Source organism: Bradyrhizobium sp. AUGA SZCCT0283 (assembly GCF_018130385.1).
In the GTDB taxonomy this organism is placed as follows: domain Bacteria; phylum Pseudomonadota; class Alphaproteobacteria; order Rhizobiales; family Xanthobacteraceae; genus Bradyrhizobium.
Map to the genome: position 1 here is coordinate 142300 of NZ_JAFCLU010000007.1, position 23712 is coordinate 166011.

A 23712-nucleotide genomic window follows, 5' to 3' on the forward strand; every position below is an offset into this window, starting at 1 on the left:
GTCTCTCATTGCACGCGGCGCCCGGCTTTCGCATTGAGCGCATCGATCCGGGCGAGCCAGAATGCACTTGCGGTGCCGAACACGTTGTAGCCGACATGGGTTGAAACCTTGATCCGGTCCAGAATCGAAAGGTCGGTCACGGTTTCAAGGCGATTGCTGTGCGGGTCGTAAACGATCAGCTTCAGCGGAGTCTGTTCGAGGATGTAGCGCGACACGGTGTGCTGGGGATCGTTGCCGTGCTCCTCGCACAGCAACACGCTGTCGCCCTGCATCAGCCGCACGCCGCCCTTCATGGCCTCGATCTCGACGCCCTCGACGTCGAGCTTGATCAGATATTTGCCGCCGGGGGCGACCTTGCCGTCGTCGAGCAGATTGTCGAGCGCGATGACCGGCACCTCTTCGCCATCAGACTGATTGCCGGCGATGGAAAACGCCTCATGCTTGGTGCCGGACAGCCGTGCAGTGCCGCGCGTCGCACCGATCGCGCATTTCATGGCTTCGAAGCGATTGCCGTTGATTTTGGCGTTGTTGGCAAGCTTCGGAAAATTCTGTCCCGACGGCTCGATCGCGATCGCCTTGTGCGAACCGAACGGCTTGCTCGACACCAGGACCGACCAGTAGCCGTAATTCGCGCCGCAATCGAGCAGCGTGTAGTCGACGTCGGCGGAGTCCTGAAACAGCAGCTCGAGTTCGTTCTCGTACCGGAAGGAGCGATTGAGCAGCTTGCTCCAGTAGCCGTCGCCATAGGGAAACTCGAAAGTGGCGTCGGGATTGAGTTTGATCTGGATGCCGCGCTCCGGCAGCGTCGTGCGCAACAGGTTCGCGCATATATTGTAGCCGCGATGGGAAAAGTTCGACGCCACCTTCGACCCCAGCACGAGCGCAACCGCGGCCAAACGCTCCCACGCGTTCGCGCCAACGAGCGCGCCCGAAGCCCGGTCAAACTGGATGGGCGCCTGCGCCATCACCGATCGACCTCTCCGAACACGATGTCGAGCGAGCCGAGAATGGCGGAGACGTCGGCGAGCAGATGGCCTTTGCAGATAAAATCCATCGCCTGCAGATGGGCAAAGCCCGGCGCGCGGATCTTGCACTTGTAGGGCTTGTTGGTGCCGTCGGCGACGAGATAGACGCCGAACTCGCCCTTGGGCGCCTCGACCGCAGCGTAGACTTCGCCGGCCGGCACATGGACGCCCTCGGTATAGAGCTTGAAGTGATGGATGAGCGCTTCCATCGAGCGCTTCATCTCGCCACGTCGGGGCGGCGCGATCTTGTTGTCCTCGACGACGACCGGCCCCTGGCCATCCGGCGCGCGCAGCTTGGCGATGCACTGCTTCATGATGCGCACCGACTGGCGCATCTCTTCCATGCGGATGCAGTAGCGGTCGTAGCAATCGCCGTTCTTGCCGATCGGAATGTCGAAATCCATTTCGGCGTAGCATTCATAAGGCTGCGCCTTGCGCAGATCCCACGCCGCGCCCGAACCGCGCACCATGACGCCGGAAAAACCCCATTCCCAGGCCTGCTGCAGCGTCACCACGCCGATATCGACGTTGCGCTGCTTGAAGATGCGGTTGCCGGTCAGCAGCGTTTCGAGGTCGGCGACGACCTGCAGGAACGGGTCGCACCACGCCTCGATATCGTCGATCAGTTTTGGCGGCAGGTCCTGATGCACGCCGCCGACGCGGAAATAGGCCGCGTGCATGCGCGAGCCGGAAGCGCGCTCATAAAACACCATCAGCTTTTCGCGCTCTTCGAAACCCCACAGCGGCGGGGTCAAGGCGCCGACGTCCATCGCCTGCGTGGTGACGTTGAGCAGATGCGACAGGATGCGGCCGATCTCGCAATAGAGCACGCGGATCAGCTGGCCACGGCGCGGCACCGTGATGCCGAGCAGCTTTTCCGCCGCCAGGCAAAACGCGTGCTCCTGGTTCATCGGCGCGACGTAATCGAGCCGGTCGAAATACGGGATCGCCTGCAGGTAGGTCTTCTGCTCGATCAGCTTTTCGGTGCCGCGATGCAGAAGACCGATATGCGGATCGACGCGCTCCACGACTTCGCCATCCAGCTCCAGCACCAAGCGCAGCACGCCATGCGCCGCGGGATGCTGCGGCCCGAAATTGATCGTGAAGTTTCGGAGATTTTGCTCATTCATGATCGTCAGGCCTTCGGCTCAGCCTTCTCGTCGCCCGGCAGCGGGTAATCCGCGCCTTCCCATGGCGAGAGGAAATCGAATTTGCGGAATTCCTGGTTGAGACGCACCGGCTCGTAGAGCACCCGCTTCTCCTGGTCGTCGTAACGGACCTCGACGAAACCGGTGAGCGGGAAATCCTTGCGCAGCGGATGGCCGTCAAAACCGTAGTCCGTCAGCAGCCGCCGCATGTCGGGATGGCCGATGAAGATCACGCCGTAGAGGTCATAGGTCTCGCGCTCGAACCAGTCGGCGCCGGGAAACACGTCGATGATCGAGGGCACCTGCGTGGTCTCGTCGGCCTCGGCGCGGATGCGGATGCGTTCGTTCAGCGTCGGCGACAGCAGATGATAGACCACGTCGAAGCGCTTCTCGCGGCCGGGATAGTCCACCGCCGTCACGTCGGTAAAGTTGACAAAGCGCAGCGCGGGATCATCGCGCAGGTACTTCATCACCTCGACGATCTTCGTCGCATCGACCGTGACGGTGAGCTGGTTGAACGCGACCGCATGGGCACTGGCCGCGCCGCCAAGCGCGCTAACAATCGTCTGCCCAAGGGCGTCGAGTTTGCCGTCGTCCATTACCTAAAACCTTAGCGTTCGATGGTCCCGATGCGGCGGATCTTCTTCTGCAGCAGCAGCACGCCGTAGAGCAGCGCCTCCGCCGTCGGCGGGCATCCGGGCACGTAGATGTCGATCGGCACGATGCGGTCGCAGCCGCGCACGACCGAGTAGGAATAGTGATAGTAGCCGCCTCCATTGGCGCACGACCCCATCGAGATCACGTAGCGCGGCTCGGGCATCTGGTCGTAGACCTTGCGCAGCGCCGGCGCCATCTTGTTGGTCAGCGTGCCCGCGACGATCATGACGTCGGACTGCCGCGGCGAAGCGCGCGGAGCGAAGCCGAAGCGCTCGACGTCGTAGCGCGGCATCGACACCTGCATCATCTCGACCGCGCAGCAGGCGAGACCGAAGGTCATCCACATCAGCGAACCCGTACGCGCCCAGGTGATCAGATCGTCGGCCGCGGCAACGAAGAAGCCCTTGTCCGAGAGCTCGTGGTTGACCTCGAGGAAAAACGGATCATTGGCCCCGACCGGCTTGCCGGTCGAGGGGTCGAGAATGCCCTTCGGCGCCTGCGCGATCGCGGGCGAAGAGCCAGCTGCTGTCGGGCTCAATCCCATTCGAGCGCGCCTTTCTTCCACTCATAAGCAAAGCCGACCGTGAGGACGGCGAGGAACACCATCATGGACCAGAAGCCGGTGGCGCCGAGCTTGCCGAAGGCGACCGCCCACGGGAACAGGAATGCCACTTCGAGGTCGAAGATGATGAAGAGGATCGCGACCAGGTAGAAGCGGACGTCGAACTTCATGCGGGCGTCGTCAAAAGCGTTGAATCCGCATTCATAGGCGGAGAGCTTCTCCGGGTCAGGCTGCTGGAACGCGACCAGGAACGGGGCGATCAGGAGCGCCAGACCGATCAGGCTAGCCACCCCGATAAACACCACAAGTGGAAGGTAATTCTGCAGGATGCCGGTCATCGGCGGTGCCTTTTCCTGCGGATTTCGACCGCAGATTCGTTGATTGGAATTATTCTTGGCTTAGCGCAGCGCAACAGGGGGCGCAAGACAAGCCGGCTTGACGTCCCTGCCCGCCCTTGGCGCGTCGGCAGAACCCGAAAAAGTGTTGCGTTCCTGCCTCTCCCGACCAACGCGCGCCGGGCCGCAAGGTGCCGAATTTCAGTTCAAATCCTTCTCGTCCGCGAGCATCTGGGCAGCCGTGTCGGTCAGGCGATCGATCTGGTCGAGCAGCACCTTGAACTCGTCCTTGCTGAGCTGTTCCAAGAGGCGCCGGTTACGTTCCTGCGCGCCTGCCACAATGGTGTCATGCGCCGCCAGCCCCGCCTTGGTCAGGCAGACCAGCGTCTCGCGGTTGTCCCGCGGATTGACCTCCTTGGCGACCAGCTTGCGCGAAACCAGTTCCGCCAGCGCCCGGCTGATCTGCCCCTTGTCCATGCCGACCGCTTCCGCCAGCCGCACCACGCTCATCGGCGGCCGCCGCCCCAGCGAGGCCACCAGGCCGAATTCCACCGAGGAGAGCCCCGCCAGTCGCTTGTAGCGCAGGATCGCGCCGCGCTTGAGCAGATTGGCCAGCACCATCAGCCGCGACGACATCATCGCGGTGATCGGCGCCAATGCCTCGTCATTCCCCGCGGCGGGCGGAGGCGCGGTCTGCTTTCCGGGCTTCTGGCTCATCCCCAACCTCTGCCAACAAAGCGGGCCGATGCCAAGGTCAGTGGCGATGGCGATCGAACAAAGTAATCAAGCGATGTGAAATCAGATCGTTGACATTGTCATCGATCTGCATTTCACTTCCCTCAAGCACGTCAAACGACCGCGGCGCTAAAAGCCGTGGCGGGAGGAAACGGCATGAGCATTACGCAGCGGGATCGCGATCTCGGGACCGGCTATGCCATGAAGCCGTCCACGACCCGGACCGAATTGACCTCGGTCGGCCGCGGCACGCCAATGGGCGAGCTGTTGCGGCGCTACTGGCACCCGGTCGGCCTTGTCACCGACGCCACCGATATCCCCAAAAAAGTGCGCGTGCTCGGCGAGGATCTGGTGCTGTTTCGCGACAAGCACGCCCGGGTCGGCCTGTTGCACGCCCGCTGCTGCCATCGCGGCACCACGCTCTATTACGGCAAGGTCGAGGAAGACGGCATCCGCTGCTGCTATCACGGCTGGAAGTTCGACACCGAGGGCCGTTGCCTCGAACAGCCCTGCGAGCCCGAGGGCGGCCCGTTCAAGGACAAGATTCGCCAACCCTGGTACCCCGTGCAGGAACGCTACGGCCTGATCTTCGCCTATCTCGGACCGGCCGAGAAGAAGCCGGCACTGCCGCGCTACGAGTGCCTGGAAAAGATGGACGACGGCGAGTTCGTCGAGGCCGATGATTCCTCCATAGGCGGCGGCGGCCCGGCGATCATTCCCTGCAACTGGCTGCAGCATTTCGAAAACGTGGTCGATCCCTACCACGTGCCGGTGCTGCACGGCTCGTTCTCGGGGCCGCAATTCACCAACATGATGGCCTCGATGCCGGAGGTGAAGTTCGAGACGTCGCCGCGCGGCGTCACCGTGCGCTCGATCCGGCATCAGGACGACGGCAAGGTTTTCTACCGGGTAACGGAAGCCGCCCTCCCCACGCTGCGCGTGGTGCCCAATCCGCGCGTCGCCCAATTCGCCCGCGTCGAGTCGATCGGCTGGACCTTGCCGATCGACGATACGTCGTTCCGCATCTATGTCGCGGGCCGGGTGAAGACATCAGGCGACATCGGACGGATGCGCTCCAAATTCAACGGCAAGTTCTGGTGGGACATGACCGAACAGGAGCACCGGCAATTTCCGGGCGATTACGAGGCGCAGGTCGGCCAGGGCCCGGTGACATTGCATTCGGAAGAGCATTTTGGCCAGAGCGACCGCGGCATCCTGATGATCCGGCGGATGCTGGGCGATCAGCTGGAAGCGATGGCCGCGGGCCGAGATCCGATCGGCATCTCCTTCGCTTCAAACGCGCCGCCGGTTGAATTCGAGGCGGGGAATTTCATTCGCGAGGCGTGAGGCGCAAACGAAACGGAATAAATCCGAAAAAAAGGGGGAAACCATGGTCGATCTCGCGCCGCAGGCGGCCTTGCAAGCGCAAGCCGCCGCAAGGCCCTCGATCCGGCGATATTACGTGCTGGCGCTGTTGACCGTCATCTATGCGCTGAACTTCCTCGACCGCACCATCTTCAACGTCCTGATCGAGCCGATCAAAAAGGAATTTGCGCTGAGCGACACTACGATGGGCCTGCTCGCAGGCTTCGGCTTCGTGCTGTTCTATTCGCTGCTCGGCATCCCGATCGCGCGCCTCGCCGACCGCTTCAACCGGCGCAACATCGTAGCCGTTGCGTTGGCGTTCTGGAGCGCGATGACGGTCTTTTGCGGCATGGCCTCGCGACGCTGGCACTGGCGCGCATCGGCGTCGGCATCGGCGAATCCGGTGGCACGCCCGCCTCGCAGTCGATCATTGCCGATCTCTTCAGCAAGAACGAACGCCCACGCGCGCTCGGCGTCTACGCCATCGGCACCTATCTTGGCGTATTCCTCGGCTATTTCATCGGCGGCTATATCAACCAGTACTACGGCTGGCGGATGGCGTTCTATGTCGCCGGCCTGCCCGGCCTCGCGCTTGCCGCGGTGCTGTGGCTGACGATCTCCGAACCGAAGCGCGGGTCGATGGCGGAGACGTTTACGCCGGAGCCGATCGGGCCCACGCTCGGCTTCCTTGCCTCACAGCGGACGTTTGTGATTTTGCTCGCAGGCTTTTGCCTGACGACCTACACCAACTACGCGACCTCCGCCTGGATTCCGCCCTTCCTGGCGCGGGTGCACCATCTCTCCAGCGCCGAGATCGGTACCTATGCCGGCACCTTCAAGGGGCTGTGCGGCATCGCCGGCACGCTGCTCGGCGGATTCGTGGTGGCCCAGATCGGCCGCCGCGACGATCGCTGGAAATTGTGGGCGCCCGCGATCACATCAGGCCTCGCGGGACCTGTGTTTGCGCTGTGCATGCTGACCCAGGACTTCACTACGATGGTGGCCACACTGGCGGCCACCTCGTTCCTGGTCGGCTTTCATCTCGGCCCGATCTTTGCGATCGCGCAAACCGTTGCAAAGCCGAGCATGCGGGCGCTGGCATCCGCGATCATGCTGCTGACGGCCGCCGGATTCGGCCAGGGCATCGGCCCGCTGGCGGTCGGCATGCTCAACGACGCGCTGAAGAACGATTTTGGCGCCCAGGCCGTGCGGTATTCGCTGCTGTCGGCTGCGGTGACGACCACGGTCGGGGCCTTGTTGTTCATCTGGGCGGCACGGTCGATTCGCGCCGATATTCAGCGGGCGAGCTGATCGATCAGCTTGGCGCCGGCTCCTCCCTTGTTTTTATTAGTTTTGATCCCGGCCCACGTCGCCGCCGCCCGCATGGTTGTCGGTCAAACGGCCTGTATGTGACCTGCATCACGGATGCCTTGGCGAAAGCAGGCCAAAAACCGGCTGAACGAAACCATTTTGCCGGAACCGCGAAACGATCCTGAAACAGACGGGGCGTACCTCTTTCACCAACAGGGGCGCGGAAGGCGTCCGGGAGGCATCACATGAACCACTCAATTCACTCAGCGGACCGCTCGACCCACCTGAAGATCGTGGTCGTCGCCTTGGTGGCAGGTATCGCGGTGGCGGCTTTCGGTATCTCGGCCCGGACCGGCGCGGATTACAGCCAGACCGCCCAGGTCGTGAAGGCCGGCAAGGCGGTGATCGTCACCAGCTCGAGCACCACGACGGTCCGTTAAACGATATCGCCGGCGTCGGAATAAAAACGGCCGCCTCACGGGGCGGCCTTTTTGCATGCGACAGTCTCCATTGGCGACAGTCTCTATTTGCGACAGTCTCTATTTGCGACAGTCTCGGAGATCAACGTCAACCCATTGAAATAATGGCGCGAGAGACGGGACTCGAACCCGCGGCCTCCGCCGTGACAGGGCGGCGCTCTAACCAACTGAGCTACTCCCGCGGATGCCGTAATCATGTTCTGATCCGCGCAGAACCGAGGGCATAAAGGGCCGCCCCCGCTTAGTCAAGGACGTTGCGAATCCCAGCGCCAGACGGGCGTTTCTGCGATTACGATGCAAATAATGGCCTGTTTTCAGGCAAAACAGCGTAGGCAGCTGTCATCCGAATCGTTTAAGGCCTGATACGTCTGGGTTTCTTGAAACCCTCCCCCGCTCTGGTTGCACCGGACTCTTAGGGTTTCAAGTCACCACGCGAGGCGTTTTCCCGGCGCGGACCGGTTTCATAAACGCGCTTGAAAGCCATTCAACCAACGAGGAGGGCCAGATATGGCGAAGAAAGCAGCGACTCCAGCCACCATCACACTCAAGCATCTGGCGGCAGCGCTGGCCGAGGAACACGACCTGTCGAAGAAAGCCGCCGAGGCGATCCTGACCGACATGGTCGGCAAGATTGCAAAACATCTGAAGAAGGGCGAGCGGATCCGTATCGTGGGGCTCGGCATCCTCCAGGTCCGCAAGCGCGCCGCCCGCACCGGGCGCAACCCCGCCACCGGCGAGCCGATCCAGATCAAGGCCAGCAAGAAGGTCGCCTTCCGCGCCGCCAAGGAACTCAAGGAAGCCGTGTAAGCCGACGCTCCCCCCCGATCGCACCAGAAGCGCCATTCCGGCGGGGACCCGGAATGGCGCTTTTCTGTTATAGAGCGCTTCCCTAGCCCAGCTTTTCGGATCGTCATGCCGGCCTCAGCCCTCACCTTCACCCACGATGTCACCGAGCGCTTCCTGCGCTATGTCGTGATCGACACCCAATCCGATCCGACATCGCCGACCTGCCCTTCCACCGAGAAGCAGAAGAATCTGGGCCGCCTGCTGGCTTCGGAGTTGCAGGCCATCGGGCTCACAGACGCCCATCTCGACGAGCACGGCTACGTCTACGCGACGATCCCGGCGAACACCGACAAGAAGGTTCCGGTGATCTGCTTCTGCTCGCACATGGACACCTCACCTGATTGCACCGGCGCCAACGTCAGGCCGCAGATCGCCAGGAATTACCAGGGCGGCGACATCGTGCTGCCGGCCGATCCCACCCAGGTGATCCGCGCCGCCGACCATCCCGCGCTCGCTGAGCAGATCGGGCACGACATCATCACGACCGACGGCACCACGCTGCTGGGGGCCGACAACAAGGCCGGCCTCGCCGAGATAATGGATGCGGCGCGGTTCCTGATTCAAAACCCGCAACTCAAGCACGGCACCATCAAGATCCTGTTCACGCCCGACGAGGAGATCGGCCGCGGCGTCGACAAGGTCGACCTGGAGAAACTCGGCGCCGACTTCGCCTATACGATGGACGGCGAAACCGCCGGGAATATCGAGGACGAAACCTTTTCGGCCGACGGCGCCACCATCACCATCGAGGGTGTCTCGACCCATCCCGGCTTTGCAAAAGGCAAGATGGAGCACGCGATCAAGATCGCCGCGGCCATCGTCGACCGCCTGCCCAGGGACACCTGCTCGCCGGAGACGACTGAAGGCAAGGAAGGCTTTCTGCATCCGATCGGCATTACGGGCGCGCTGGAGAAAGTCACCATCGGCTTCATCCTGCGCGATTTCACCGACGAGGGGCTGCAGCAAAAGGAAGCCCTGCTCGAAGGCATCGTCAAAGAGGTGATGAAGGATTATCCGCGCTCGACGTACCGGATGGAGGTCAAGCCGCAATACCGCAACATGAAGCAGGTGATCGACCGCCACCCCGAGACCGTCGACTACGCCATCGAGGCGATCCGTCGCGCAGGCCTGACACCGGTGCGAAGCTCGATCCGCGGCGGCACCGACGGCTCACGGCTGTCGTTCATGGGCCTGCCCTGCCCCAATATCTTCGCCGGCGAACACGCGTTCCACTCGCGGCTGGAGTGGGTCAGCCGCCAGGACTTGGAAAAGGCCGCCGAGACGATCGTGCATCTGGCGATGATCTGGGAAGAGCGGGCTTAGCAACTTCGGCAAAGCTCCACCCCCATCATTGCCTGCGACAAACGCGAAGCGTTTGCGCAAGGAAGCGATAGCGACGTGGTTGCAAGCCGGGTACGCCGCGTTATTGAAAACGAGGAGCTCTACCATGCGGTTGTCCAAGGTCGCCGTTTTGGCGCTTATCGTTGGAGCCACAGGCTCGATGTCCGCGTCTTCAGCGCTGGCCGCGTCTGACTGTCCAAAATTAGTGGAACTAGCGGATTGGGGCGAGAACTCGACCGGCGACATCAGCGTCGCGTCCGGGCAAAGTTGCCTGTTTCCGATCACGATGCGCGGCACGGTGAATAGCTCGGACATTTTTCAAAAGCCGGCACACGGCAAGTTGAAAAAGCTCAACGTAACGACTTACGAATACAAGGCGAAGGCTAGATACAAGGGAAGCGATACTTTTGCCATCAAAGCAACGGGTCAGGGGCCGACGGCTTCTGGGACGTCGGTCATTACCGTGCACGCGACAATCAAATAGCGTTCCTCGCGCCATTGGGCGGAGGACGCGCGTTGCCGTCCGACAAGTTATCTTATGGCAGCGATCCTCTCAGGCCTCTGACACCAGTATCCGGGGTGGCTCGCCCAACGCTCTCATGAGCGGTGGGCGTGCGGACATCACTGTGTTCGGACGCAGTGATGACTCGAACGACGATCGCGCCGAGCACAAGCACCACGAGCATAATCAGCCCGGTCCGGGCCGGAGTTAGATGCCGATCGGACAAGCGCACCATTGCCGCACCCATGCGCATCGCCACCAGCCCCATGCAACAAGCGTCGTTGAGTCGTCAGGCGATTTGGTGGCGTGGCGATGGCGATCCGGCGTTCAATTGGAAGCTCTCACGCCGTCATTGCCTGCGACAAACGCGAAGCGTTTGCGCAAGGGAGCGAAAGCGACGAAGCAATCCATGCTTCCGCGCCCGCCGGTGGTTGGATTGCTTCGCGGAGCCTGTCATCGGGCGCGCGTTCGCGCGACCCGTTGGCTCGCAATGACGATGTGGCGCGAGGCTGCGCCCGTTGCTACGACGCCCGCGCCGTAACGATCCAGACCGACGCCGGCAGCAGCACAGCGTTGCCCTTGGCGAACGGCGTCAGCGCTTCGCGGATCGAATTGGCGGCGGCTGTGCGCAGATGCTCCGGCTGTCCTTCCAGCGCGCGGCTCACCGGGCCGATTTCGAGCGCGCCCTGCACCGCCCCATCGAGGCCGCGGCCGATCGCGGAATCCAGCAGCAGCGGGCACGCCTCCATCTCGACGCCGGTAAAGCCAGCCGCATCGAGAATCCGGCGCACACGCGCCTCCGAGGCGAACGCAAACGGCCCGGGATCTTCCGGCCCCTGCTGCGGCAGCTTTGGCACGTGCATGTAGGCGGCCTGCAGCGGCGCCATGAAGAACGGGTTTTCGCGCGGCTCGCGCCAGCAGGCGAACGCCAGCCGGCCCGAGGGCCGCAGCGCCTTGCGCATGTTGGCAAACGACAGCGCGGGATCGGCGAAGAACATCACGCCGAACCGCGAGGCCAGCACATCGAAACTGGCTGCCTCAAACGGATAGACGGTGGCGTCCGCCAGTACGAAATCGACCGGCAAATCCTTCGGCGCACTCTGCCGCGCCCGCTCCAGCATCGGGCCGGATACGTCGACGCCGAGCACATGGCCCGATGGCGCGACCTCTCGCGCGAATGCGATCGCCGTGGCGCCGCTGCCGCACCCGACATCGATGACGCGCTCGCCCGGCTTCAGCTTCGCCCGATCGATCACAAGGTCGGCGACCGGCTTGAGCAGCACGTCCTGCGCCGCCTGCCGCTCCGCCCAGCGCTGTCCGGCGGGACCGTTCCAGTAAGCGACCTGGTCGGCGTTTTGATCGTGGCCTGTCGGTGTCTGCATAGGCGCTCTCGCTCTCACATTCGTAAACAATGGCGAACTCGATCGCCTCGTCAGAACTACAGCCGCTTGACCAGCCGCGCCGGATTTCCGCCCATCACCACGTTCGATTCGACGTCCGACACGATCAGAGACCCGGCCATCAACTGCACCTTGTCGCCAATCGTGATGTTCGGAACGACAGCGCTTTTGATGCCAAAAAAGCAATTGACGCCGGTTCTCACCCCGCCTCCGAAGGTGACGCCGGCAGTCACCTGGGAGAGGGTGCCAAGCACGCAGTCGTGATCAACGCTGGAAAGCGTGTTGATGATCGCATCTCGCCCGATCCTGGCTCTTGAGCCCACAACCGCGCCGGCACAAACGAGGGCACCGCTCTCGATTTCTGCGTCCCTCGCGACGAAGGCCGTCGGGGCAATGCAAGGCGGCATGTTCGCACGGACCGCCCGCAGTCGCGATGCGCATAACTCACGCTCCTCGTTCGAACCGATGCCGATGTAGACGTCTCCGGGCGGCAGTTCGCGGAAATATTCGTCTTCGGACAGCGTGTTTCCGGGCAGCGTTGCCTGACCACCCGGCCGCTGGACGACGAAAACGGGCGAGACGGTGAGGAAAGACGCTATCACGCGGGCATGGCCGCCACCGCCAAAGATATAGGCCTTAGCCATTGGACTTTCTCGTCAGGACATAGGCCATCAGGAGGCCGTCGCTCTTCCGTGACAACGAGGTCTCGATGTCGAGCGCGGACGGCGACAGCTCCGACTTATGGACGCGAAATATCAGGCGATCATTGATATCCGCGTTGGCAAAATAATAGATGTCCCTGGAGATGGTGCTGCGCTTTGCAATGTCCGCGGAGTATCGCAATGAGCAGATGTCGCTGATGATGGGATATGAAGCGAAGTAGAGCAGACCTACGCCGTTGACGTCGTAAAAGGGAATGATCTCATACTCGCATTCGAACAGGGGAGCTTCCGGCTTGGTGACCCTGCGATCGCGATACTCGAGGACGAAGGGCGGCAATGCGATTTCCGGAATTGGGCAGTCGGGCGGAATCGTCGGCTGGCCCTTCTGGAGAGATGTATTGTTGGTTTCGCCGCGGCGAGAGAAATTTGACATCAGCCGCGCTTCGCCTGCGGCGAGGTCGTGGCCAAGCGCAATGTCCGAGATGAAAGTGCCGGCTCCGAAACGGCAAATCGTGCCCCGCAAATCAAGGCCGGAGTTTTCACCGATGGCGCTGAGCGGCTTGCCGAACGAATAGCGAATCCGCGTAAAGGTGGCGTACAGGCGATTGCCGCTGCCGTCCTTGAGCGAGGCGCTTTCGCTACCCAGGCCGGAGGTAATCATGCTCCAGTGCATGTCGCCCAGTTCCTTCAGCAGCCAGGACTCTGAGAGGCCCCCCATCGCCATTTGTGGCATGTTGACGGAGAAGCTGCGTCGTTCCATCGACGTGTCGTGAGACTGCGGCGCAATCCCTTCCGCTGCCGAGAGAACCAGGATGTCGTTCAAGGTCGCGATCCCGCCCCACGCGTCGTCGCTGATGGGACGCCCCAGCGTCGCTTCAATCCGCGCCCGAAGAACCACCATGCCGAAGCTGTCGATCGGCAGATCGGAAATCGAAACGAAAAAGTCGGGGGAACCGGGGATTTCCTCTTCAATAATCTGGCGCAGCATCCAAGGTCCCCTATCCAACATCCGCGCAGCCAAGTCCGCCGGCGCTTGAGCAGGCACTACCCTATTGCGGCGTGGATAGACGCCAGAATTACCCACATCTTGACATCGTATGTGGTAGGCGGCGACAGATTCGAACTGCCGACCCTCTCGGTGTAAACGAGATGCTCTAACCAGCTGAGCTAGCCGCCCTCGCCGCCTGTTTAGCCCTGCGGCCCCCTTTGATGCAAGGGTTGGATACCTCGGGCGTCCGGCCGTACTAGCCGCCCGGCCGTCCTGGCAAATCCCTGATATCGTTGATCCATGGCGCGGCGGAGCGGCACCAGATTTGCCGCGCCGGCTTGAGCTGACCGCGCTGGCGGATGCTGCCCCAACGGATGCCCCAGTCGTCCGGCCCGCCGTCGCCGCTGGTGAACAGCGGGGAACCACAGCCCGCGCAAAAATGCTGGAAGCGCGTGCGGCCGTTGTCGCCGGTCTTCGCGTAGATCTTCGCCGGCGCGCCCGTCATGCGGACCTGTTCTTCGGAGCAGATCACCGTGACCCGGTACGGCGAGCCCGTCAGGTTCTGGCAATCCGTGCAGTGACAGATCGATACTTTCGCGGGATCGATGTCGGCCCGATAGGTCACCCGCCCGCAATGGCATTGCCCGTCGATTTCCATCCCTTCAACTCCGCCTGTCCAATGGGGGTCCGGTCCGCACAAACAAAAACGGCGCCCGGAGGCGCCGTTTTATCATGTTGCAGTGGATTGGCTCAGTGGTGACTGATCGGGATCAGTAGCGACTGATCGGGCTCAATGCGCCGTCAGCCCACCGGCCGCTTCGTCTCCGGCGTCGGTCTTTACCGGCACCTTGGTGTCCTCTTCCCAGACGATCGGCACCGGTGCGCGGACCAGCGCCTTGGCGACGACATCATCGAGCCGGGCCACCGGGATGATCTCCATGCCGCCCTTGATCGCATCGGAAATCTCCGTGAGATCCTTGGCGTTGTCCTCGGGGATCAGCACCGTCTTGATGCCGCCGCGGGCAGCCGCGAGCAGCTTCTCCTTCAGGCCACCGATCGGCAGCACGCGACCACGCAGCGTGATCTCGCCGGTCATCGCGACATCGTGGCGAACCGGGATGCCGGTCATGACCGAGATGATCGCGGTCGCCATCGCCACACCCGCCGACGGTCCGTCCTTCGGGGTTGCCCCTTCAGGCACGTGGACGTGGATGTCGCGCCGGTCGAACAGCGGCGGCTCGATGCCGTAGTTGATCGCCCGCGAGCGGACGTAAGACGCCGCCGCCGAGATCGACTCCTTCATCACGTCGCGCAGATTGCCCGTGACCGTCATCTTGCCTTTGCCGGGCATCATGACGCCTTCGATCGTCAGCAGCTCGCCGCCGACATCGGTCCAGGCCAGGCCCGTGACGATACCGACCTGCGGCTCGCTTTCGATCTCGCCGTAGCGGTACTTCGGCACGCCGAGGAAGTCTTCCAGTGTCTTCTCGGTGACCTTGACCGACTTCTTCTTGGAGATCATCAGCTCCTTCACCGCCTTGCGGGCGAGTGTCGACAGCTCACGTTCCAAATTCCGCACGCCCGCTTCGCGGGTGTAGCGGCGGATCATCAAGAGCAAGGCGTCATCGTCGATCGACCATTCCTTGGAATCGAGACCATGCTTGGCGATGGCGTTCGGGATCAGATGCTTGCGCGCGATCTCGACCTTCTCGTTCTCGGTGTAGCCGGCGATCCGGATGATCTCCATGCGGTCCATCAGCGGGCCCGGAATATTCAGCGTATTCGCGGTCGTGATGAACATGACGTTCGACAGATCGTAGTCGACCTCCAGATAGTGGTCGTTGAAGGTGCCATTCTGCTCGGGGTCCAGAACCTCAAGCAGCGCCGACGACGGATCGCCGCGGAAATCGGCGCCCATCTTGTCGATCTCGTCCAGCAGGAACAGCGGATTCGAGCTCTTCGCCTTGCGCATCGACTGGATGATCTTGCCGGGCATCGAGCCGATATAGGTGCGGCGATGACCGCGAATCTCGGCTTCATCGCGCACGCCGCCGAGCGACACGCGCACGAATTCGCGTCCCGTCGCCTTCGCGATCGACTTTCCGAGCGAGGTCTTGCCGACGCCGGGAGGCCCGACCAGGCACAGGATCGGTCCGGTCAGCTTGTTGGCGCGCGACTGCACCGCAAGATACTCGACGATGCGGTCCTTGACCTTCTCGAGCCCGTAGTGGTCGTTGTCCAGGACGGCCTGCGCCGCCTCGAGGTCCTTCTTGACCTTGGACTTCTTGTTCCACGGGATCGACAGCAGCCAGTCGAGATAGTTGCGCACGACCGTTGCTTCCGCGGACATCGGCGACATCTGACGCAGCTTCTTCAACTCGTGCTGCGCCTTCTCCCGCGCTTCCTTGGAAAGCTTGGTCTTGGCAATCTTCTCTTCCAGATCGGCCAGCTCGTCGCGGCCTTCGTCGTCGCCGAGCTCCTTCTGGATCGCCTTCATCTGCTCGTTCAGGTAATATTCGCGCTGGGTCTTCTCCATCTGGCGTTTGACGCGCGAGCGGATGCGCTTCTCGACCTGCAGCACCGAGATCTCGCTCTCCATCAGGCCCAGCACCTTCTCCAGGCGCTGCGTGACGGACAACGTCTCCAGGATGCCCTGCCGATCGGCGATCTTGACGGCCAGATGCTGGGCGACCTGATCGCTCAGCTTGGCGAAATCAGTGATCGCCTGAACCACGCCGACGACTTCGGCGGAGATCTTCTTGTTCAGCTTCACATAGCTTTCGAAGTCGGACACGACCGAGCGGGCCAGCGCCTCGGCTTCGACCGAGTTGGCGTCGGTGTCGGCGAGCGCGACCGCGGTCGCTTCATAGTATTCGCTGCGGTCGGAATATTTCTCCACGCGCGCGCGCTCGAGCCCTTCGACCAGCACCTTCACGGTGCCGTCGGGAAGCTTCAGGAGCTGCAGCACGCTGGCGAGCGTACCGACCTCGTAGATCGAATCCGGGCTCGGATCATCGTCGGACGCGTTCTTCTGCGTCGCGAGCAGGATCAGCGCGTCGTTCTTCATCACCTCTTCGAGGGCGCGGATCGATTTCTCGCGGCCGACGAACAGCGGCACGATCATGTGCGGGAAAACGACGATGTCGCGAAGCGGCAGCACCGGATACGAATGGCTTTCGCCGAGAACGATGGTTGGCCGGTTTTTTGGGGTCGTCATGGCCTATTCCTTTTGTTTTGCCCCCTTGCACGCAGTCCGCTTCGCTTGCGCAACCGCCACAAGGTGCCGGGAGGTACCGGGCCGTTTGGCCGCTTTCGCGAGCCCACGCTACCGGATCGTTTTGCGACGAATCTCGAACGTGATTTCCGCCACCATTCGCATTAGGTGGCTATCGGGTATGGGGGTGTCAAGTCGCGGAAAAATGCCCACAAATTGGGGCCAAACGTGTGCAAAACGCTGACGCAACAACGGCCGCCGGAACGTTCGGCAGCCGTCCTTATCGGGGTAGTCCAAGCGAGGTATGTCGAGCGCGATCAGGCGCTGGCGCTGCTCTCGACGGCCCGGTCCGAACGATCCGCGTAGATGTAGAGCGGACGGGCGGTTCCCTCGACCACTTCGCGCGAGATCACGACCTCTTCGACGCCTTCCAGACCCGGCAGATCGAACATGGTCTCGAGCAGAATGCTTTCGAGGATTGAACGCAGTCCGCGCGCGCCGGTCTTGCGCTCGATCGCCTTGCGGGCGACCGCGCCAAGCGCCTCGTCGGCGAAGGTAAGCTCGATGTTCTCCATTTCGAACAGCCGCTGGTATTGCTTCACCAGCGCGTTCTTCGGATCGGTCAGGATCTTCTTCAGCGAGGCCTCGTCGAGGTCCTCCAGCGTCGCGACCACAGGCAGACGACCGACGAATTCCGGGATCAGGCCGTACTTCAGGAGGTCTTCCGGCTCGACATGGCGGAAGATCTCGCCGGTGCGGCGGTCTTCGGGCGCCAGGACCTGGGCGGCGAAACCGATCGAGGTCGAACGTCCGCGCGCGGAGATGATCTTCTCCAGCCCCGAGAAGGCGCCGCCGCAGATGAACAGGATGTTGGTGGTGTCGACCTGCAGGAACTCCTGCTGCGGATGCTTGCGGCCGCCCTGCGGAGGCACGGAGGCGACCGTGCCTTCCATGATCTTCAACAGCGCCTGCTGCACGCCCTCACCCGACACGTCGCGGGTGATCGACGGGTTGTCGGACTTGCGACTGATCTTGTCGATTTCGTCGATATAGACGATGCCGCGCTGTGCGCGCTCGACATTGTAGTCGGCCGACTGCAGCAGCTTCAGGATGATGTTCTCGACGTCCTCGCCGACATAGCCGGCTTCGGTCAGCGTCGTCGCATCCGCCATCGTGAACGGCACGTCGAGAATCCGCGCCAGCGTCTGCGCCAGCAGCGTCTTGCCCGAACCGGTCGGACCGATCAGCAGGATGTTCGATTTCGCGAGTTCGACGTCGTTGTGCTTGGTCTGGTGATTGAGCCGCTTGTAGTGATTGTGGACGGCGACCGAGAGCACCTTCTTGGCATGGCCCTGGCCGATCACGTAATCGTCCAGCACCTTGCAGATTTCCTTCGGCGTCGGAATCCCGTCGCGCGACTTCACCAGCGAAGACTTGTTCTCCTCGCGGATGATGTCCATGCAGAGTTCGACGCATTCGTCGCAGATGAATACGGTTGGACCCGCGATGAGTTTGCGGACTTCGTGCTGGCTCTTTCCACAGAACGAGCAATACAGCGTGTTCTTGGAGTCGCTCGTGCCAACCTTACTCATTCCTGTCTCCGTCCGCCGTTCGATCCGTTACCCGATCGACCCATTCCGGCACTCACACCGGACCTCAAGGTAGATAGAGCAAATTCCGTACCAGAAAAGACCCTAACTCAAATACGCACCGTGCGAATCACGGTTTCTCGAATCCCCCGCGACCTTAACCCATCCCACACAGCCAACCATGCTGACACCCGACTATCAAGAATTCGCTAATCGGGGCCGGGACGGCTACCCGTGACAATACCGTGATTTGTGGCGTTCGCACGGGGAGAAGTTGACGAAATCGACCGAGCGTTGCGCAACTGCCACGCAGCAAAACCGGCACGAAAGCGGAACTTTCGGCCCATGCGGGGGCATAGGCACGCGGCTTTCGGCCATATTTGCCGGTTCAACCAACCGTTAAGGTCAATGCGGGGTGTCGCTATCCGTTACCTTACGGGGTTTTTGTCGGCATCGCCTCTTCGGGACGCTTGTCGATCACCTTGTCGACGATGCCGAAGTCGCGGGCCATCTCGGCGGTCAGGAATTTGTCGCGCTCGAGCGCGTCCTCGATCGCCTTGTAGGTCTGCCCGGTGTGCTTCACATAGATTTCGTTGAGGCGCTTCTTGAGGTTCAGGATCTCCTGCGCGTGCAGCATGATGTCGGTGGCCTGGCCCTGGAAGCCGCCGGACGGCTGATGCACCATGATGCGCGAATTCGGCAGCGAGAAGCGCATGTCCTTTTCGCCGGCGGCGAGCAAGAGCGAGCCCATCGAGGCCGCCTGCCCCGTGCACAGCGTCGATACCGCCGGACGGATGAATTGCATGGTGTCGTAGATCGCAAGCCCCGATGTCACCACACCGCCGGGCGAGTTGATGTACATCGAGATTTCTTTCTTCGGATTGTCCGCTTCCAGGAACAGAAGCTGGGCTACGACCAGCGTCGACATGCCGTCTTCGACCGGACCGGTCACGAAGATGATGCGCTCTTTCAAGAGCCGCGAGAAAATGTCGTAAGCGCGTTCACCGCGGTTGGTCTGCTCGACCACCATCGGCACGAGTTGCATGTAGGTTTCAACGGGATCGCGCATTAGTCACCCCAAGGGTTAGTAGAGCGTTAGAGAGCAGCGGAGGCGCACATCCATCGGCAAGGCAGGCCAATTGCCATGATTGCCGCGAGCGGACGAACGTCCCGTGATGCAGGACTTCAACTCAAGAACTCGCGTGAGCGAGCCACTCACAGATATGAGCCAATTTCCCGGCGACAAGGCCGGGCCATTGCGAGCCGAATGAGAAGAGTTCAAGCTGATTCGCAGGCGATCTCATAGCGACCGATGCCGCAGCCCAGCCGCTTTCGCCGTTCATCATTAACGTCAGCCTGACCAAGTCGATCAGGCTGCGCTCTTCTCGTCGGCCTCGTCTTCCTTGAACAGGTCCTCGCGCGAGACCTTCTTTTCGGTCACATGGGCGAGTTCGAGGATGAAATCCACCACCTTGTCTTCATAAATCGGCGCACGAAGCTGGGCCAGCGCATTGGCATTGTTGCGATAGTAGTCCCAGACCTCCTTCTCGCGGCCGGGCATCGAACGCGCGCGCTCGATCACCGCGCGGCCGACTTCGTCATCGGTCACGGTGATCTTGTTCTTCTCGCCGATCTCCGACAGCACCAGCCCAAGCCGGACGCGGCGGTCGGCGATCTTCCTGTACTCTTCCCTGGCGGCCTCTTCGGTGGTGTCCTCATCGGCAAAGGTCTTGCCTGAGGATTCCATCTCGGCCTTGATCGAGTTCCACATCAGGTTGAACTCTTCCTCGATCAGCGACGGCGGCGCCTCGAATTTGTGACTGTCGTCGAGACGGTCGAGCAGCGCGCGCTTGACGCGCTGGCGTGTCGCACCGGCGAACTCGGCGACCAGACGCTCGCGCGCGGCCTCCTTCAGCTTGTCGAGCGATTCCAGGCCGAGCGTCTTTGCAAACTCGTCGTCGATCTTGGTTTCACCCGGGGCTTCGATCAGGGTTGCCGTGGTCTCGAACTCGGCTGGCTGGCCAGCGAGCTTCTCGCTGGCGTAATTCTTCGGGAATGACACTTTCAGCGTACGGGTCTCGCCGGTTCCGATGCCGACGAGTTGCTCCTCGAAGCCCGGAATGAACTGACCGGCGCCGATCACCAACGGGATACCCTCGCCGGTGCCGCCGTCGAACAGTTCGCCGTTGATGCTGCCCTTGAAGCTGATGGTGACGCGATCGCCGGTTTCGGCCTTGGCGCCTTCGGCCTTCGCCGCGTAGGGACGATTCTGGTCGGCGATGCGCTTGATGGCCTCATCGACCTCCGCATCGGTGACTTCGACCACCGGCTTCTCCACCGAGAAGGTCTTGAAATCGGCGAGCTGAATCGTCGGCACCACCTCGATCGCCACCGTGTAGGTCAGATCGGTCTTGCCGGCGAGCAGCTCCTCGACCTCGTCCTTTTCGGTCGGCATGGTGATCTTCGGCTCGGTCGCAAGGCGGAAACCGCGGTCGGTGAAGATCTGCGTGTTGGTATCGCGGATGGTCTGGTCGATGGTCTCGGCCATCACCGAGCGGCCATACACCTTCTTCAGATGGCTGACCGGCACCTTGCCGGGACGGAAGCCGTTGAGCTTCACCTTGTCCTTGAGGTCGACCAGCTTGGCGTCCGCCTTGGCATCGAGATCCGATGCGGGAACGCTGACCTTGAACTCGTGCTTCAATCCCTCGGCGAGGGTTTCGGTGACCTGCATGGTGTCAATCTTCTTCCGCTTGCGCCGGGCCAGACAGGCCCGGCAGTGTCAAATGTTCGAGGCGTAGCCTTGCAGCCTGCGCCGGTGGTTCGGCTGACCTTGGCTTCCCGACCGGGAAGCAGGCCCTCCAGTATTCGTCATGCAAACGCTTGGATAGAGCGCTTGGTGCGGGCGGAGGGACTCGAACCCCCACAACTTTCGTCACTGGAACCTAAATCCAGCGCGTCTACCAGTTCCGCCACGCCCGCGTGAAAAGCATCCATACCCGGCCGCGATGCCGCGGGCGGCGGGCTTATAACATGAGCCTACACCTCCGCAGCAAAAAAATGGCCCTTTTTGACAGCACCGGGGCAAGGCGTCACAGCTGGGACAGACACAACAAAAAATGGTCCGCATTGGTCCGATGGCAAGCCCCGAATTCCCGCTGGATCGACGCGAGCTGATGGCCGGATTGGGGGCGGCCGCGCTGGCCCCGATGTGGCCTGTGGCAAGCCGGGCCCAAGCCCGGTCCGCGCTGGCGCTGCAGGCCAAACCCGACAGCGTCGCCCTCCGCCCGAACGCCCCGGTCACGCCGATCTGGTTGCTGCAAGGGCCTGAACTTCGCTTCAAGCGTGGCGAGACCCTCGATATCGCCTTCGGCAACGAACTACCGGTGCCGGCCGTCCTAAACTGGCATGGAATCGATGGCGTCCAGGCAGCCGAACCGCTGACGGCACGGCCTCCGCTCGGAGGCGGCGGCAAGGAAACCTTGCAGCTGTCCCTGCGCCATGCCGGGACCTTCCTCTGCGACCTCACCCTGCTGGGGGACGGACAACCGCGACCGTCGCAGGCGCGGGCGCTGATCGTCCAGGAAAGCGAAGCAGTCGCCGTCGACCGCGACGTAGTTCTCCTGATCGAGGACTGGCGGGTCAAGCCAGATGGAACCGCGATGGCACCGGGGACCGATCCCGGGGACACCATGCCAGTCCATACGATTAACGGCCAGACTTCGTTCGATCTCTCAGCGCGGACCAACGACCGGGTCAGGCTCCGCATCATTAGTGGCTGCCAACGCTCTGTTATTGCTGTCAAACTGGAGGGGATCGAGGTCCGCGTGATGGCCATCGACAGCCAGCCATCCGCGCCGTTTCAGGCCCGCAACGGCGCCCTGGTGCTGGCACCGGGCGGCCGGGCCGATGTCTTCATCGACGTAACAATGCCGGCAGGCACTTCCACGCCGATCCTCCTGCACGACGGCAAGGAGGCCCGCCCGGTCGGCAAGATCATCGTCTCGGGCGAGCCGCCGATCCGCCCGGCCCCGCTGCCGCCGGCCCCGCCATTGCCCTCGAACGGTCTCCCCGAACGGCTCGACCTCAAGAACGCCACCCGGGTCGATCTGCCCCTCGGCGGACCACCCGGCGACTGGGTGACACCGGCCAGCTTCACCGCAGCCGCTCCGCCCGCCTTCCGCGTCAAGGGCGACCGCACCGTCGTGCTGGCCCTGACCAACCGCGCCGCCATCGCCACCATCTTCCACCTCCACGGCCATCATTTCCGGCTGCTGGACCGGCTCGACGATGGCTGGAAACCGTTCTGGCTGGATACGCTGGCCATCGAGCCCGGCCAGACCCAGCGCATCGCCTTTGCCGCCGAACATGCCGGCCGCTACCTGATCGAATCCGTCGCGACCGATTGGGCGGCGCCGCGGCTGGTGCGGTGGTACGCTGTCGAATAAGGAGCAAGCCATGAGCAAACCGGTTCCCGCCATCCGCAGCGTCAAGGCGCGAGGCCTCGTCGTGCCGCTCGCGCGCCCCGTGAAGAACGCCTTTGGCGTGATTGATGTCGGGCCGCTGGTCTTGATCGATGTCGAAACCGATCAGGGCGTTACCGGCCACTCCTACATTTTCGCCTACGCCCGGATGACGGTGAAGCCGCTGGTCCATCTGGTCGAGGAGATCGGGCGCGAGCTCACCGGCCGGCCAGTCGCGCCCTACGATTTGATGGCGGCGATGGACGCCAAGTTCCGCCTGCTCGGCTGGCAGGGCCTCGTCGGCATGGCGGTGTCAGGCCTCGACATGGCCTATTGGGACGCGCTCGGCCAGATCGCCGGTCGGCCCGTGGCCGAGCTGCTCGGCAGCGCGCCGCGGCCGATCAGGGCCTACGACAGCTATGGCGTGGTCGATCCCATAGCCGACGAAAGAGCGCTGCGCCGTTCGCTCGAACAGGGTTTTCGCGGCATCAAGATCAAGGGCGGCGACGGCGATGCCGCCAATGACGAGCGCGTCATCAAGGGCGTGCGCGCCCTCATCGGTCCTGATGTTGCGCTGATGATCGACTTCAACCAGTCGCTCGATCCCGCAGAAGCGGCGCGCCGCATTGCCCGCCTCGAACCTTACGATCTGCACTGGATCGAAGAACCGGTGCCGCAGGAAAACCTGTCAGGCCACGCAAAAGTGCGTGAGACCTCGCCGACGCCGATCCAGGCCGGCGAGAACTGGTGGTTCCCGCGCGGCTTTGCCGAAGCGATCGAAGCCGGCGCCAGCGACTTCATCATGCCCGACCTGATGAAGTGCGGCGGCGTCACCGGCTGGCTGCAGGTCGCCGCCCAAGCGGAAGCCGCCAACATTCCGATGTCGAGCCATCTGTTCGCCGAAGCCAGCGCCCACATGCTGGCGGTGACGCCAACCGCGCACTGGCTCGAATTCCTCGATTTTGCCAGCGTGATCCTCACTCATCCCGCCGAGATCGTCGACGGAACGGTGACCGCGCGAGGGCCCGGGCTTGGGCTGGAATGGAATGAGACGGCGGTGGCGAACTATCAGGTGACTTAGCCGTAGGAT

General features: G+C 62.6%; 21 protein-coding genes, 3 tRNA genes and 1 pseudogene. 8 read left to right on the forward strand and 17 right to left on the reverse strand.

The genetic code is table 11. The annotated features are described in order from the left end of the window. Window positions 1–5 precede the first annotated feature (5 nt). The 6 genes from JQ624_RS12355 to JQ624_RS12380 form a co-directional block, all read right to left on the reverse strand. Window positions 6–965, reverse strand: a complete 960-nt coding sequence (locus tag JQ624_RS12355) for an FkbM family methyltransferase (RefSeq protein WP_212419156.1) — start codon at window positions 963–965, stop codon at window positions 6–8. Continuing rightward, window positions 965–2155, reverse strand: coding sequence for an NADH-quinone oxidoreductase subunit D (locus tag JQ624_RS12360; protein ID WP_212419157.1), 1191 nt, complete (start codon window positions 2153–2155; stop codon window positions 965–967). Before JQ624_RS12360 ends, JQ624_RS12355 begins: the two co-directional genes overlap by 1 nt. 5 nt (window positions 2156–2160) lie before the next feature. Continuing rightward, window positions 2161–2772 (reverse strand): NADH-quinone oxidoreductase subunit C, encoded by a 612-nt coding sequence (locus JQ624_RS12365; protein WP_212419158.1) that lies wholly within the window; start codon window positions 2770–2772, stop codon window positions 2161–2163. Window positions 2773–2783: 11 nt separating this feature from the next. Beyond that, the gene (locus JQ624_RS12370; protein WP_409334316.1) at window positions 2784–3374 is read right to left on the reverse strand and encodes a NuoB/complex I 20 kDa subunit family protein; all 591 of its coding nucleotides are present in this window, start codon (window positions 3372–3374) and stop codon (window positions 2784–2786) included. Further along, entirely contained in the window at window positions 3365–3730 is a 366-nt protein-coding gene (locus JQ624_RS12375) for an NADH-quinone oxidoreductase subunit A (protein WP_057856661.1), read from the reverse strand. The genes JQ624_RS12370 and JQ624_RS12375 overlap by 10 nt, the downstream gene beginning before the upstream one ends. A gap of 198 nt (window positions 3731–3928) precedes the next feature. After that, a complete protein-coding gene (locus JQ624_RS12380) occupies window positions 3929–4444 on the reverse strand; it encodes a MarR family winged helix-turn-helix transcriptional regulator (RefSeq protein ID WP_212419160.1) in 516 nt (171 codons plus the stop codon). 174 nt (window positions 4445–4618) lie between these two features. On the opposite strand from JQ624_RS12380, the gene JQ624_RS12385 reads away from it, so the two are divergent. The 3 genes and pseudogenes from JQ624_RS12385 to JQ624_RS12395 all read left to right on the forward strand — a co-directional run bounded on the left by JQ624_RS12385 (window position 4619) and on the right by JQ624_RS12395 (window position 7578). Further along, window positions 4619–5809 (forward strand): aromatic ring-hydroxylating dioxygenase subunit alpha, encoded by a 1191-nt coding sequence (locus JQ624_RS12385; protein WP_212419161.1) that lies wholly within the window; start codon window positions 4619–4621, stop codon window positions 5807–5809. A gap of 43 nt (window positions 5810–5852) precedes the next feature. Next, window positions 5853–7138, forward strand: a pseudogene (locus tag JQ624_RS12390) (spinster family MFS transporter). 245 nt (window positions 7139–7383) lie between these two features. After that, window positions 7384–7578, forward strand: a complete 195-nt coding sequence (locus JQ624_RS12395; RefSeq protein WP_212419162.1) for a hypothetical protein — start codon at window positions 7384–7386, stop codon at window positions 7576–7578. A 144-nt stretch (window positions 7579–7722) separates the two neighbouring features. Here JQ624_RS12395 and JQ624_RS12400 read toward each other — a convergent pair. Beyond that, window positions 7723–7799, reverse strand: a tRNA-Asp gene (locus JQ624_RS12400). 325 nt (window positions 7800–8124) lie between these two features. On the opposite strand from JQ624_RS12400, the gene JQ624_RS12405 reads away from it, so the two are divergent. The 3 genes from JQ624_RS12405 to JQ624_RS12415 all read left to right on the forward strand — a co-directional run bounded on the left by JQ624_RS12405 (window position 8125) and on the right by JQ624_RS12415 (window position 10288). Beyond that, on the forward strand, window positions 8125–8424 hold the full coding sequence (locus JQ624_RS12405) for an HU family DNA-binding protein (protein ID WP_212419163.1): 300 nt from the start codon (window positions 8125–8127) through the stop codon (window positions 8422–8424). A 105-nt stretch (window positions 8425–8529) separates the two neighbouring features. Next, window positions 8530–9786, forward strand: coding sequence for a peptidase T (gene pepT / locus JQ624_RS12410; RefSeq protein WP_212419164.1), 1257 nt, complete (start codon window positions 8530–8532; stop codon window positions 9784–9786). A 124-nt stretch (window positions 9787–9910) separates the two neighbouring features. Next, window positions 9911–10288, forward strand: coding sequence for a hypothetical protein (locus JQ624_RS12415; RefSeq protein ID WP_212419165.1), 378 nt, complete (start codon window positions 9911–9913; stop codon window positions 10286–10288). A 539-nt stretch (window positions 10289–10827) separates the two neighbouring features. Here JQ624_RS12415 and JQ624_RS12420 read toward each other — a convergent pair. The 10 genes from JQ624_RS12420 to JQ624_RS12465 form a co-directional block, all read right to left on the reverse strand. Beyond that, window positions 10828–11688 carry a class I SAM-dependent methyltransferase gene (locus JQ624_RS12420; protein ID WP_212419166.1) on the reverse strand — a complete coding sequence of 287 codons (861 nt, stop codon included), beginning with the start codon at window positions 11686–11688 and terminating at the stop codon, window positions 10828–10830. Window positions 11689–11744: 56 nt separating this feature from the next. Continuing rightward, on the reverse strand, window positions 11745–12350 hold the full coding sequence (locus JQ624_RS12425; RefSeq protein ID WP_212419167.1) for an acetyltransferase: 606 nt from the start codon (window positions 12348–12350) through the stop codon (window positions 11745–11747). Further along, window positions 12343–13389, reverse strand: coding sequence for a Pnap_2097 family protein (locus JQ624_RS12430; RefSeq protein WP_212419168.1), 1047 nt, complete (start codon window positions 13387–13389; stop codon window positions 12343–12345). The genes JQ624_RS12425 and JQ624_RS12430 overlap by 8 nt, the downstream gene beginning before the upstream one ends. Before the next feature lie 79 nt (window positions 13390–13468). Then, window positions 13469–13545 (reverse strand) — tRNA-Val (locus JQ624_RS12435). A gap of 67 nt (window positions 13546–13612) precedes the next feature. After that, window positions 13613–14014: a GFA family protein gene (locus tag JQ624_RS12440; RefSeq protein ID WP_212419169.1), complete on the reverse strand. Its 402-nt coding sequence runs from the start codon at window positions 14012–14014 to the stop codon at window positions 13613–13615. A gap of 132 nt (window positions 14015–14146) precedes the next feature. Then, entirely contained in the window at window positions 14147–16573 is a 2427-nt protein-coding gene (gene lon, locus JQ624_RS12445; RefSeq protein WP_212419170.1) for an endopeptidase La, read from the reverse strand. 314 nt (window positions 16574–16887) lie between these two features. Beyond that, complete coding sequence (gene clpX, locus JQ624_RS12450) at window positions 16888–18162, reverse strand: ATP-dependent Clp protease ATP-binding subunit ClpX (RefSeq protein WP_212419171.1); 1275 nt, start codon at window positions 18160–18162, stop codon at window positions 16888–16890. Between the two features lie 430 nt (window positions 18163–18592). Further along, window positions 18593–19228 carry an ATP-dependent Clp protease proteolytic subunit gene (locus JQ624_RS12455; RefSeq protein ID WP_212419172.1) on the reverse strand — a complete coding sequence of 212 codons (636 nt, stop codon included), beginning with the start codon at window positions 19226–19228 and terminating at the stop codon, window positions 18593–18595. A 300-nt stretch (window positions 19229–19528) separates the two neighbouring features. Then, window positions 19529–20893, reverse strand: a complete 1365-nt coding sequence (gene tig, locus JQ624_RS12460) for a trigger factor (protein ID WP_212419173.1) — start codon at window positions 20891–20893, stop codon at window positions 19529–19531. A 163-nt stretch (window positions 20894–21056) separates the two neighbouring features. Next, window positions 21057–21141: transfer RNA gene (locus JQ624_RS12465), tRNA-Leu, on the reverse strand. 155 nt (window positions 21142–21296) lie between these two features. Between JQ624_RS12465 and JQ624_RS12470 the strand changes: the two genes are divergently transcribed. Then, window positions 21297–22607: a multicopper oxidase family protein gene (locus JQ624_RS12470; protein ID WP_249129757.1), complete on the forward strand. Its 1311-nt coding sequence runs from the start codon at window positions 21297–21299 to the stop codon at window positions 22605–22607. A 10-nt stretch (window positions 22608–22617) separates the two neighbouring features. Further along, the gene (locus tag JQ624_RS12475) at window positions 22618–23703 is read left to right on the forward strand and encodes an enolase C-terminal domain-like protein (RefSeq protein ID WP_212419175.1); all 1086 of its coding nucleotides are present in this window, start codon (window positions 22618–22620) and stop codon (window positions 23701–23703) included. Window positions 23704–23712 lie beyond the last annotated feature (9 nt).

What these genes read in the sequence shown, in the direction of transcription:
- JQ624_RS12375 (WP_057856661.1), bottom strand. Translation starts at nt 3,730, where the DNA reads ATGACCGGCATCCTGCAGAATTACCTTCCACTTGTGGTGTTTATCGGG.
- JQ624_RS12365 (WP_212419158.1), bottom strand. Translation starts at nt 2,772, where the DNA reads ATGGACGACGGCAAACTCGACGCCCTTGGGCAGACGATTGTTAGCGCG.
- tig (WP_212419173.1), bottom strand. Translation starts at nt 20,893, where the DNA reads ATGCAGGTCACCGAAACCCTCGCCGAGGGATTGAAGCACGAGTTCAAG.
- JQ624_RS12395 (WP_212419162.1), top strand. Translation starts at nt 7,384, where the DNA reads ATGAACCACTCAATTCACTCAGCGGACCGCTCGACCCACCTGAAGATC.
- JQ624_RS12360 (WP_212419157.1), bottom strand. Translation starts at nt 2,155, where the DNA reads ATGAATGAGCAAAATCTCCGAAACTTCACGATCAATTTCGGGCCGCAG.
- JQ624_RS12475 (WP_212419175.1), top strand. Translation starts at nt 22,618, where the DNA reads ATGAGCAAACCGGTTCCCGCCATCCGCAGCGTCAAGGCGCGAGGCCTC.
- JQ624_RS12370 (WP_409334316.1), bottom strand. Translation starts at nt 3,374, where the DNA reads ATGGGATTGAGCCCGACAGCAGCTGGCTCTTCGCCCGCGATCGCGCAG.
- clpX (WP_212419171.1), bottom strand. Translation starts at nt 18,162, where the DNA reads ATGAGTAAGGTTGGCACGAGCGACTCCAAGAACACGCTGTATTGCTCG.
- pepT (WP_212419164.1), top strand. Translation starts at nt 8,530, where the DNA reads ATGCCGGCCTCAGCCCTCACCTTCACCCACGATGTCACCGAGCGCTTC.
- JQ624_RS12405 (WP_212419163.1), top strand. Translation starts at nt 8,125, where the DNA reads ATGGCGAAGAAAGCAGCGACTCCAGCCACCATCACACTCAAGCATCTG.
- JQ624_RS12440 (WP_212419169.1), bottom strand. Translation starts at nt 14,014, where the DNA reads ATGGAAATCGACGGGCAATGCCATTGCGGGCGGGTGACCTATCGGGCC.
- JQ624_RS12355 (WP_212419156.1), bottom strand. Translation starts at nt 965, where the DNA reads ATGGCGCAGGCGCCCATCCAGTTTGACCGGGCTTCGGGCGCGCTCGTT.
- JQ624_RS12415 (WP_212419165.1), top strand. Translation starts at nt 9,911, where the DNA reads ATGCGGTTGTCCAAGGTCGCCGTTTTGGCGCTTATCGTTGGAGCCACA.
- JQ624_RS12470 (WP_249129757.1), top strand. Translation starts at nt 21,297, where the DNA reads ATGGCAAGCCCCGAATTCCCGCTGGATCGACGCGAGCTGATGGCCGGA.
- lon (WP_212419170.1), bottom strand. Translation starts at nt 16,573, where the DNA reads ATGACGACCCCAAAAAACCGGCCAACCATCGTTCTCGGCGAAAGCCAT.
- JQ624_RS12425 (WP_212419167.1), bottom strand. Translation starts at nt 12,350, where the DNA reads ATGGCTAAGGCCTATATCTTTGGCGGTGGCGGCCATGCCCGCGTGATA.
- JQ624_RS12385 (WP_212419161.1), top strand. Translation starts at nt 4,619, where the DNA reads ATGAGCATTACGCAGCGGGATCGCGATCTCGGGACCGGCTATGCCATG.
- JQ624_RS12380 (WP_212419160.1), bottom strand. Translation starts at nt 4,444, where the DNA reads ATGAGCCAGAAGCCCGGAAAGCAGACCGCGCCTCCGCCCGCCGCGGGG.
- JQ624_RS12455 (WP_212419172.1), bottom strand. Translation starts at nt 19,228, where the DNA reads ATGCGCGATCCCGTTGAAACCTACATGCAACTCGTGCCGATGGTGGTC.
- JQ624_RS12420 (WP_212419166.1), bottom strand. Translation starts at nt 11,688, where the DNA reads ATGCAGACACCGACAGGCCACGATCAAAACGCCGACCAGGTCGCTTAC.